An 11,016-nucleotide genomic window follows, 5' to 3' on the forward strand; every position below is an offset into this window, starting at 1 on the left:
GAGGGATCGGCAGCCGGGTCCGCAGCCGAGGGTCCGACGGCCCGGCAAGGGCCGCTGTCGGCCTCTGCCCGTAGGCTGACCGTCATGACAGCCCTGCCTGACGCCCCCTCGGCGGCACGCCGCCTGCTCCTCGTCCACGCGCATCCCGACGACGAGTCCATCGGCAACGGCGCCACCATGGCCCGCTACGCCGCCGAGGGCGCCCTGGTCACCCTGGTCACCTGCACCCTGGGCGAGGAGGGCGAGGTGATCGGCCCCGAGCTGCGGCACCTCGCCGCCGACCGGGACGACGCCCTGGGCGGGCACCGCGCGGGCGAACTGGCCGAGGCGATGGCCGCGCTGGGCGTGACCGACCACCGCATCCTGGGCGGTCCCGGGCGCTACCGCGACTCCGGGATGATGGGCGTGCCGAGCAACAAGCACCCCGACTGCTTCTGGCAGGCCGACCTGGACCAGGCCGCCGCCGAGCTGGTCGCCGTGGTCCGGGAGACCCGTCCGGACGTGCTGGTGACCTACGACGAGAACGGCGGCTACGGCCACCCGGACCACATCCAGGCGCACCGGGTCGCGATGCGGGCCTACGACCTGGCCGCCGACCCCGACTTCCGCCCGGAGCTGGGCCCGGCCCACGACATCGCCAAGGTCTACTGGAACTGCGTCCCGAAGTCGGTGCTGGACGCCGGTACCGCGGCCCTGCGCGCGGCCGGGGAGCAGTCCCCGTTCGCGGGCGTGGCCGGTCCCGGGGACGTCCCCGGCGTGGTCCCGGACGAGCTGGTCACCACCGCGGTCGAGGGCGGCCCGCACACCGCCCGCAAGGTCGCCGCGATGCACGCGCACCGGACCCAGATCACGGTGGACGGGCCCTTCTTCGCGCTCTCCAACGACCTCGGCCAGCCGCTGCCGGACACCGAGTTCTACCGGCTGGTCCGCGGCGAGGCCGCACCGGCCGAGGGCTCCGCCCGGGAGGACGACCTGTTCGCCGGCCTGGAAGCCGAACCGCTGGAAGCCGAACGCCCGGAAACCGAACACTCCGACAACAGCCGCCCGAACGAAGGGGCCTGACCGATGAGCCGACCCCAGGACCGCACCGGACGGGCCGTCGTCCCCGCGCCGCGCTCCTCCTCCCCGCGCCCCGAACCGGTGGACCGGACCGGCCCATCCCGCGGCCGGACCGCCGCCTATGTGCTGCTCACCGTGCTCGGCGCGGCGGTCGGCCTGGCCGGGTGCTTCGTCCAGGCCCTGTGGTTCCCCGGCGGCCTGGTGCTGGCCCTGGCCGGGGCGCTCGCGCTGTTCTACGGCGGGCGGACGCTCACCGGCACCAAGCTCGGCGCGGGCCTGCCCGCGGTCGGCTGGTTCGTGGTGCTGCTGCTGGCGAACGCGCCCCGGCCGGAGGGGGACTTCCTGGTCGCGGCGGACCTCGGCTCGTTCGTGTTCCTGCTCGGCGGGCTCGCGATCGCCGTGATCTGCGCCACCATGCCCTCGCCCGAAGCCCTGCGCACCGTCAGGAGAAGCGCACAGCACTGACACCGAATCCACCGAAGGGGGGCACGGCCTCACTTCACGGCAGGCATACCAGCGGCCACCCGCGGCCAGTAAGGTGGTGCCCGCACACACGGGGGTGGTGCCGACGGCGCGAGGATGCGCGGGCACCGGCCCCAGTCGGCGGGACCGACGATCCACAACCGCACCCGCGTCCACCGGATGCCGGGGCGAACCGGAGCAGACGTAGTGAGCCGAGAAACTGACAGTTCGTCGCCGACGCCGCCCCGTCCGGGTGCGGACGCCTATCCCTCGGGGACTCCCCCGTACGGGATGCCCAGTGATCCTGCCTTCCCCCGGGCCGGTCAGCCGGGCGGCACCCCGCCGGAGCCGCCGGCCGAGGAGCCGCGGACCGAGACGACGCTCACCACCAGGATCAGCATCAACATCCCCGGCTCCCGGCCGATCCCGCCGGTGGTCGTGCGCAGCCCGCTGCCGGGCGAGGGCGGCGGTGCCGAGGACGGCGCGCCGGGCCAGGAGCCGCCGGCCCCGAACGGGCCGCGGCACCGCTCCGGCGCGGGCAGCTCGCCGGTGCTCGGGGTGATGGATTCAGCCAACGGCACGACCTCGATGCCGGACCTGCCGCCGGAGTGGCGCACCGGGGCCGAGAGCGCCCCGTCCGCCGCGTCCGGACCCGCGGAGACGGCCGACGAGCCCGAGGCGCCCAGCACCTGGTTCGCCCCGCGCAAGAAGGGCCAGCCCGCGGCGGCCCCGGCGCCCACCCCGCCGCCCGCCGCGCCCGCGCCGCAGGCCGCCCCGACGCCGCCACCCGCAGCGGCGCGGCCGACCCCGCCGCCCGCACCGTCGCCGTTCGAGCCCCCGGCCCCGGCCTTCGAGCGCCCCGCCGCCCAGCAGCCCCCCGCGTTCGAGCCCCCGGCCCACCAGGCCCCCGGCTACGACCAGGCCGCCTTCGACCGTCCCGGCTACGACCAGTCAGCTTTCGACCAGGCGGCGTTCGACCAGTCCGGCTTCCCGCCCCCGGTCTACGAGCCGCCCGCGACGTACGAGCAGCCGCAGCCGCCGGACTACGGCCGCCCGGTCTACCAGCAGCAGCCCTACCGGACGCCGGAGCCCGAGCCGCAGCCCCCGGCCGGTCAGGCCGGTCCGCCCCGGGCGAACGGCGGACGCCCGGTCGGGATGAACAGCGGTCTGATCGTGGGCGGCGCCGACCTGCCCGCCGCGCCGGACGCCATGGACGCCACCATGCCGCTCGGCGTGTTCGACCCGGCCGCCCCGCCGCCGGGCCAGGAGCAGACCCGGCCGCTGCCGTCCAGGCCGCCCCAGGGCTTCGCTCCGGCCCCCGGCTTCGGCCCCGGCGTCACGCCGGCCCAGGAGCGCCCCGCGGGCCCGCAACAGGGCCCGGTGGGCGGCGGAGCGCCCCGCGCGCCCCGGCCCAGCCCGCGCGGCGCCACGGCGGCGTCCGCCCAGGCCGACCGAGCTGCCGCTGCCCAGGCGCCCGCGCCCGCCCCGACCCGGACCGGACCGCCCGCGCCGCCGCGCCCGTCCGGGCCCGGGAGCTCGGTCGGCGACGGCTTCGCCGGGGGCACCGGCGGCGCCGGAGCCCCGCCGCGCAAGGAGAGCCCCGAGGCCGGGGCCGCCCCGGGCAAGCCCGCCGTGCGCAAGGGCAAGGCAGCCTCCCGTGGCCGGAAACTGGTGGTCACCGCGGTCGGTCTGCTGGTCCTGCTGGGCGGGGTCGCCTACGGGGCCGGGCTGATGCTCAATCAGGCGGACGTGCCCAAGGGCACCACCGTGCTGGGCCAGGACATCGGCGGCGACACCCGCGACGCGGCCGTGCACACGCTGGACGGCACCGTGGGCGTCCAGGCGGCCAAGCCGCTGCAACTGGTGATCGGCGGGCGGACGGTGCTGCTGCAGACCTCCGTGGCCGGGCTGAGCATCGACACCACCGCGACCGTCCAGGGCGTCGCACACCACAGCTACAACCCGGCCGACGTGATCGAATCGCTGTTCGGCGGCACCCACCCGGTCCCGCCGGTGGTCCACATCGACCAGGCCAAGCTGCGCTCCGCACTGCAGCTGCTGGGCGGCAGCGGGGCCGGCGCCGCCAAGGAGGGCTACGTCAGCTTCACCTCGGCCGGCGACGTGGTCACCGTGCTGCCGAAGCCTGGCACCGCCCTGGACGTCAACGCCGCGGTGGGGCTGGTGGAGCAGGCCTACCACGAGCGCGCCGCGGGCCTGCCGGACCACCCGATCACCCTCCAGGTGACCACCAGCCAGCCCAAGGTCTCGGCCGCCGCGGTGAAGGCCGCCGCCAAGACCCTGGGGGACTACGCGGCCAAGAACATCTTCACGGTCCGGGTCCAGGGCGCCAGCCAGCTGTTCGGCAAGATCACCTTCAGCAAGGCGCTGACGCTGCGTCCGGACGCCAGTGGCCGGATGGTCCCGGTCTTCGACCTGGCGCAGTTGCAGCAGGCCTACGGCACCGCCTTCGCCAACGTGCAGACCAAGCACGGCGGCGTGCTCGGCCCGGTCACCCCGCAGGACATCGCGACCGCGCTGACCCAGCTGCTCACCCAGGCGTCCGGGAGCTCCCGGACGGTCACCCTGCCGTAGTCGCGGCAGCAGCCGCAGCACACGGGCGGGCCCGGTCCTCGGCCCGGGCCCGCCGCGGCGTGTACGGGGCTGGGATTGAACCCCGACCAGCGCGGGCAGACCCCGGTCGGCAGATTCCCAGAAATCAACTCGTGTCACAAATTCAACAAGGCCGAAGCTTTCGGCCGGGCAAAAGTGCGCGGGTTTGCAATGCGACTAAACGGACATTACCCCCCTCCAGCACCACAGCACGGGGTGGCAGCAGGGCTGTCCGCATAGCGGTGTCACGAAATACTTGTAACGAGCTTGTGAACAATATTTGAAGCGTTCTGTCCTTGATGTCCGTATCAAGTCGGGAGCGTCAATAACTTTTCGGACACAACCTGGGACTGGTTGAAGAACGGAAGACGCAACTAGATCTCGGAAGCAGGGATGCCCCTTGACGGCCAGATAAATCAGTTGCCAGAGTCCGTCCCACCCAAATCTTTTGCACGAGCAACACCCAGCGGGCGGGAGCATTCGCACGATGACCATGCCAACCCAGGCTGCGCTCGACCCACCGGCCGACCCGGCCGGAGTGGCCGACAGCCACATCGACGGCATAGCCGACGCGGAACTGATCGGGCGCTCCCCCGGCCAGCTCGCGTGGATACGGTTCAAGCGCAACAAGGTCGCCCTCGTCTGCGCCGGGATCATTTCCCTCTACCTGCTGGTCGCCGCCCTCGCGCCGCTGATCGCGAAGCTCTACGGCAAGAACCCGTACACCACGTACGGGCTCAACGACCCGACCCTCACCGACGCCTCGGGCATGCCGTACGGCTCGCTCGGCGGGGTCAGCAGCCACTTCTGGCTGGGGCTTGAGCCCGGCGGGCTCGGCTTCGACGTCTTCACCCGGCTGATCTACGGGATCCGGACCACCCTGCTGATCTCGATCGTCGCGTGCCTCCTCAGCACGATCATCGGTGTGGCCATCGGCCTGGTGCAGGGCTACCTGGGCGGGAAGACCGACTACTTCCTCGGCCGGGTCTCCGACCTGATGATGGCGTTCCCGCAGCAGCTGTTCCTGATCGCCTTCACCCCGGTCATCCTGGCGATCTTCATCAGCCCGGAGAACGCCACCCCGTCCTGGCTGCGCGCGACCGCGCTGATCCTGGTCCAGGTGCTGCTGGGCTGGATGGGCCTCGGCCGACTGCTCCGCGGGATGACGCTGAGCCTGCGCGAACGCGAGTTCATCGAAGCCGCGAAGATCAGCGGCGCGTCGCCCTGGCGGATCATCCGCAAGGAGCTGATGCCCAACCTGGGCACGACCATCCTGGTCCAGTCCACGCTGAGCCTCTCCGGCTTCGTGACCACCGAAGCGGGTCTGTCCTTCCTCGGCGTCGGCATGCTCGAACCGACCCCCGACTGGGGCCGCATGTTCCAGGACGCCGTGCCGGTGACCCAGACCGACCCCTTCTTCCTCCTCGTTCCGGGCATCACGTTGATGGTCTTCACGATCGCCTTCAACCTGCTCGGAGACGCGGTCCGGGACGCTCTCGATCCCAAGACCGTGCGTTGAGTGTCCCAAAACCCGCCAGCCGGTCCTCGGTCGGTGGTTTGTTTGCCAGCCCGGTGAATAAGTGACAGGTAGGAATCCATGAGACAGCGCAAGACCATGGCCATCGTGGCGATGGCCGCCGCGGGCGCACTCGCCCTCTCGGCCTGCGGCAGCAGCGGGAGCAAGGCCCCCGCGGGTGGCGGCAAGTCCGGTGCGACCGGCGCCACCTCCACCGTCCAGGCCTTCGGCCTGGGCAGCAAGGCCGACTCCACCGGTCCCGCACCGGCCGTGGCCGGCGCGAAGACGGGTGGCACGGTTCACGACATCGAGCCGGCCGGCTTCGACTACACCGACCCGGGCCAGATCTACGTCAGCAACGAGCTGGCGATCGTCGGGCTCTACAACCGCTCGCTCACCGGCTACAAGACGGACGCCAACGGCAAGACCATCCTGGTCGGCGACCTCGCCACGGACACCGGCGACATGTCCGACGGCGGCAAGACCTGGACCTACCACCTCAAGTCCGGCCTGAAGTTCCAGGACGGGACCGCGATCACGTCCAAGGACGTCAAGTACGCGGTCGAGCGCCTCTACGCCGACTTCGAGACCCAGGGCCCGACCTACGTGCCGATCTGGCTCTCCGGCCAGGACTACCGCAAGGGCGCCTACAAGGGCCCCTACACCGGCCAGTCGCTGCCCGACACGGTGATCGGCACCCCCGACGCCAGCACCATCGTGTTCCACCTGCAGACCGCTCACGCGGACTTCCCGTACGCGGCCGCGATGCCGAACATCGGGGCCATCGAGCAGGCCAAGGACACCAAGGCGCAGTACAACCTGAACTTCCAGTCGGACGGCCCGTACATGCTGGCCAGCCCGAGCGACTACCAGCCCAACAAGAAGCTGACGCTGGTCCGCAACCCCAACTGGGACCCGAAGACGGACCCGATCCGCACCGCCTACCCGGACAGCTGGACGTTCGAGCTGGGCGTGCAGAACCCGGCGCTGACGACCCGTCTGGAGCAGAGCACCGGCACTGACGCCGACGCACTGTCGCTGTCGACCGTCGCGGACGCCAGCCAGAGCGACACCATCCTCGGCGGCGCCCAGTACAAGGACCGCACGGTCTCCCAGTACCAGCCGTACGTCGAGTACCTGAACATCAACATGACGCGGGTCACCGACCTCAACGTCCGCAAGGCCATCGCCGCTGCCTTCCCGATGGCCGAGATCCAGAAGCTCTACGGCGGTCCCTCGCAGCTCGACCAGGGCACCACCCTGATCAGCCCGACCGTCGGCGGCTGGACCAAGAGCGACCCGTTCAACATGCTGACGCACCCCAACGGTGACCCGGCCACGGCCAAGTCGCTGCTGAGCACGGCCGGCAAGTCCGGCTACAAGCTGGTCTTCGCCTACGCCAACACCCCGCGCTGGCAGAAGATCTCGGTCGCGCTGAAGAACGCCTTCGACAACGCCGGCTTCAACTTCGTGGCCCAGCCGCTCGACCCGACCACGTACTACACGAAGATCGGCGACCCGAAGAACCAGTACGACATCTACCGCACCGGTTGGGGCGCGGACTGGCCGGTCGCCTCGACCGTCGTCCCGCCGCTGCTCGACGGCCGTCAGATCGGCGCCGGCGACCCGGACTACTCGCACTTCAACGACCCGGCCACCAACGCCGCGATCGACCAGATCAACGCGAACCCGGACGTCGCCGCTGCCTCCAAGCAGTGGAACGACCTGGCCAACAAGGTCCTGGCGGACTTCGTCCCGCAGGTCCCGTTCGGCTTCGACAAGTTCCTGCAGGTCTACGGCACCGGTCTCGGCGGCATCCGCTACAACCAGGTGTACGGCGCCATCGACACCGCGAACGTCTTCGTCAAGTAACGAGGACGCCGCAGTAACGCCGAGCCGGGTCCGCTCCTGGAGCGGGCCCGGCCCGGCCCTTGTCCCACCGCAGTCCAGCACCGCCGCACCACTCACGACTTGGCCGCCAGCGGCGCCCTCTCTCGGAAGAGCCCATCCATGCTCCCATTCCTGATCCGCCGGGCGCTCGGCGCCGTCATCATCCTGCTGTGCATCAGCGCGATCACCTACGTGTGCTTCTACGCGATCGTGCCGAACCCGGCACTGCTCTCCTGCGGCAAGAACTGCAGCCCGGCTCTGATCCACCAGATCAACGAGAACATGGGCTTCAGCGACCCGATCTACCTGCAGTACTGGAAGTTCATGCACGGGATCTTCTTCGGCCGTGACTTCCCCGCCTTCGGCCAGTGCAACGTCCCCTGCTTCGGCTACTCCTTCGCCAACCAGCAGCCGGTCTGGGCGGCGATCAAGACCAGCTACCCGACCACCTTCTCGCTGGCGATCATGGGCGCCGCGTTCTTCCTGGTGATCGGCGTCAGCCTGGGCCTCATCTCGGCCTGGCGGCAGGGCCGTCCGATCGACCGGGTGGCCAGCTCCGTCTCGCTGATCGGGCAGTCCACCCAGATCTACTTCCTCGGCCCGCTGGCCATCCTGCTGTTCAGCTACTACTTCAACCAGTGGTTCGGCTGGGGCCTCAACCGCGGCGCGGACCCCACCTGGACCTCGGACCCGATCGGGTCGCTGAACGGCATGCTGCTCCCGGCGCTGATCATGTCGGTCATCTTCTGGTCCAACTACAGCCGCCAGGTGCGCTCGCTGATGCTGGAGCAGCTCTCCGAGGACCACATCCGCACCGCCACCGCCAAGGGCATGTCCAAGCCCTACGTCTTCTTCCGCTACGCCCTGCGCGGCGCCATGGGCCCGGTGCTGACCATCTTCGGCATCGACCTCGGCGCGGTCTTCGGTGGCGCGATCATCACCGAGTACACCTTCAGCCTGCACGGCCTCGGCCGGCTCGCGGTGAGCTCGGTCAACTCCGGCGACCTGCCGCTGGAGATGGGCGTGCTGCTGTTCAGCGCGCTCTCCATCGTGATCTTCAACGTGATCATCGACGCCTCGTACGCGCTGATCGACCCCCGCGTCCGCCTTGGCTGAGCAGCACCCGTCCCCTCCCCGCCTTCCCGCGCACCGCCTCTCTGGAGAACTGCCCGTGACCACCCTTGCCAAGCCTGAGGCCGACCCTGCGCCGAGCAGCGGGGACGCGTTCCTCTCCGTGCGTGACCTGCGCGTGAAATTCGCGACCGAGGACGGGCTCGTCCAAGCCGTCAACGGGCTCTCCTTCGACCTGGAGCGCGGCCAGACCCTCGGCATCGTCGGCGAGTCCGGCTCCGGCAAGTCGGTCACCAACATGTCGATCCTGGGCCTGCACAACCCCCGCACCACCACGGTCGAGGGCGAGATCCTGCTGGAGGGCCAGCAGCTGGTCGGCATGCACGACCGGGAGCTCTCCAAGCTCCGCGGCAGCAAGATGGCGATGATCTTCCAGGACTCGCTGACCGCGCTCTCGCCGTACTACACGGTCGGGCGGCAGATCTCCGAGCCGTACATGAAGCACACCGGCGCCAACAAGCGCGAGGCCCGCGAGCGGGCCATCGAGATGCTGACCCGGGTCGGCATCCCGCAGCCGAAGACCCGGGTGGACGACTACCCGCACCAGTTCTCCGGCGGCATGCGCCAGCGCGCGATGATCGCCATGGCGCTGGTCAACGACCCGCAGCTGCTGATCGCGGACGAGCCGACCACCGCCCTGGACGTCACCGTCCAGGCGCAGATCCTGGACCTGCTCCGGGACCTGCAGCAGGAGACCGGCACCTCGATCATCTTCATCACCCACGACCTCGGCGTGATCGCCGACATCGCCGACGAGGTCCTGGTGATGTACGCGGGGCGGTGCGTCGAGCGCGGCACCATGGAGCAGATCCTGACCGGCTCCCAGCACCCCTACGGCTGGGGCCTGCTGAGCTCCATCCCGCACCTCAGCTCGGACGTGGACGTGCCGCTGTCGCCCATCCCGGGCACGCCGCCGTCGCTGCTGAGGCCGCCGACCGGGTGCGCGTTCCACCCCCGCTGCGCCTTCCGCGGCCAGGTGCCCGACGACCGCTGCTCCACCACGGTCCCCCCGCTCGCCGAGGCCAACGGACACCTGTCCGCCTGCCACCTCACGCCCGCGCAGAAGCAGTCCATCTTCACCGAGCAGATCCAGCCGCGGCTCGGCTGATCAGGAGTCAAGGTAACAACGATGAGTGAGCAGCAGACCGTGGCGGACAACGCCCCGCAGGACCCGACCGACCCGCAGGAATCGGCGAACCCGCAGATCCCGGCGCCCCGGATCGGCGACCCCCTGCTTGAAGTCAGCAATCTGACCATGCACTTCCCGGTGTTGCAGGGAAGCTTCATCAAGCGCAGGGTCGGCTCGGTCCAGGCCGTGGACGGCGTGGACTTCATGATCCGCACCGGCGAGGCGCTGGGCGTGGTCGGCGAGTCCGGCTGCGGCAAGTCCACCACCGGGCGCCTGGTGGCCCGGCTGCTGGAGCCGACCGCCGGGAAGATCTCCTACCGGGGCCAGGACATCACCCACGCCTCCCGCAAGGAGCTGGCGCCGGTGCGGTCCGAGATCCAGATGATCTTCCAGGACCCGTACGCCTCGCTGAACCCGCGGCACACGGTCGGCACGATCGTCTCCGGCCCGATGGAGGTCAACGGCATCAACCCGCCCGGTGGCCGCGAGGCCCGGGTGAAGGAGCTGCTGGAGATCGTCGGCCTCAACCCGGAGCACTACAACCGCTTCCCGCACGAGTTCTCCGGCGGCCAGCGGCAGCGCATCGGGGTCGCCCGCGCGCTGGCGCTCGACCCCAAGCTGATCATCGCGGACGAGCCGGTGTCGGCGCTGGACGTGTCGATCCAGGCCCAGGTGGTGAACCTGCTGCAGAAGCTGCAGCGGGAGATGGGGATCGCCTTCCTCTTCATCGCCCACGACCTGGCGATCGTGCGGCACTTCTCGCAGCGGGTCGCGGTGATGTACCTGGGCAAGATCGTCGAGGTGGCCGACCGCGACTCGCTCTACAACCGTCCCCGGCACCCGTACACCCACGCGCTGCTCTCGGCGGCCCCCGAGGCCAACCCGAGCACCTCCAGCCGGGAGCGGATCCGGCTGGCCGGCGACGTGCCCTCGCCGATCAACCCGCCGTCCGGCTGCCGCTTCCGCACCCGCTGCTGGAAGGCCCAGGACATCTGCGGCTCGCAGGAGCCGCCGCTGGTGCAGATCTCCGGCAACCAGGCCGGCCACCTGACAGCCTGCCACTTCCCGGAGGAGGGCGTCATCGCCTCGGCCCGGGAGAAGCAGATCATCCTCGACCCGGCGCTGACCGCGCTGGAGGAGACCGCGAGCTGATCCGCCCCGTCCGACCCCTCGCGTCGTCGGCCCCGTCCCCGCTTCCCCGGGGGCGGGGACGACGGCG

8 protein-coding genes are annotated in these 11,016 nt (G+C 70.8%); all 8 read left to right on the forward strand.

Going from position 1 to position 11,016, the window contains the following annotated elements; genetic code table 11:
• Positions 1-84 precede the first annotated feature (84 nt).
• The 8 genes from mshB (at position 85) to ACEZDE_RS12385 (ending at position 10,949) form a co-directional block, all read left to right on the forward strand.
• Entirely contained in the window at positions 85-1,062 is a 978-nt protein-coding gene (gene mshB, locus ACEZDE_RS12350) for an N-acetyl-1-D-myo-inositol-2-amino-2-deoxy-alpha-D-glucopyranoside deacetylase (RefSeq protein WP_380535537.1), read from the forward strand.
• Between the two features lie 3 nt (positions 1,063-1,065).
• On the forward strand, positions 1,066-1,524 hold the full coding sequence (locus ACEZDE_RS12355; RefSeq protein ID WP_380535539.1) for a DUF6113 family protein: 459 nt from the start codon (positions 1,066-1,068) through the stop codon (positions 1,522-1,524).
• A 288-nt stretch (positions 1,525-1,812) separates the two neighbouring features.
• The gene (locus ACEZDE_RS12360) at positions 1,813-4,113 is read left to right on the forward strand and encodes a hypothetical protein (RefSeq protein ID WP_380535541.1); all 2,301 of its coding nucleotides are present in this window, start codon (positions 1,813-1,815) and stop codon (positions 4,111-4,113) included.
• Between the two features lie 505 nt (positions 4,114-4,618).
• On the forward strand, positions 4,619-5,650 hold the full coding sequence (locus tag ACEZDE_RS12365; RefSeq protein ID WP_380535543.1) for an ABC transporter permease: 1,032 nt from the start codon (positions 4,619-4,621) through the stop codon (positions 5,648-5,650).
• A 78-nt stretch (positions 5,651-5,728) separates the two neighbouring features.
• Positions 5,729-7,519 carry an ABC transporter substrate-binding protein gene (locus ACEZDE_RS12370; protein ID WP_380535544.1) on the forward strand — a complete coding sequence of 597 codons (1,791 nt, stop codon included), beginning with the start codon at positions 5,729-5,731 and terminating at the stop codon, positions 7,517-7,519.
• A gap of 138 nt (positions 7,520-7,657) precedes the next feature.
• The gene (locus tag ACEZDE_RS12375; protein WP_380535546.1) at positions 7,658-8,653 is read left to right on the forward strand and encodes an ABC transporter permease; all 996 of its coding nucleotides are present in this window, start codon (positions 7,658-7,660) and stop codon (positions 8,651-8,653) included.
• A gap of 55 nt (positions 8,654-8,708) precedes the next feature.
• Complete coding sequence (locus tag ACEZDE_RS12380; RefSeq protein WP_380535547.1) at positions 8,709-9,776, forward strand: ABC transporter ATP-binding protein; 1,068 nt, start codon at positions 8,709-8,711, stop codon at positions 9,774-9,776.
• 21 nt (positions 9,777-9,797) lie between these two features.
• On the forward strand, positions 9,798-10,949 hold the full coding sequence (locus ACEZDE_RS12385; RefSeq protein WP_380535549.1) for an ABC transporter ATP-binding protein: 1,152 nt from the start codon (positions 9,798-9,800) through the stop codon (positions 10,947-10,949).
• The last annotated feature ends 67 nt before the right edge of the window (positions 10,950-11,016 follow it).

The organism is Streptacidiphilus cavernicola, assembly GCF_042510955.1.
In the GTDB taxonomy this organism is placed as follows: domain Bacteria; phylum Actinomycetota; class Actinomycetes; order Streptomycetales; family Streptomycetaceae; genus Streptacidiphilus; species Streptacidiphilus cavernicola.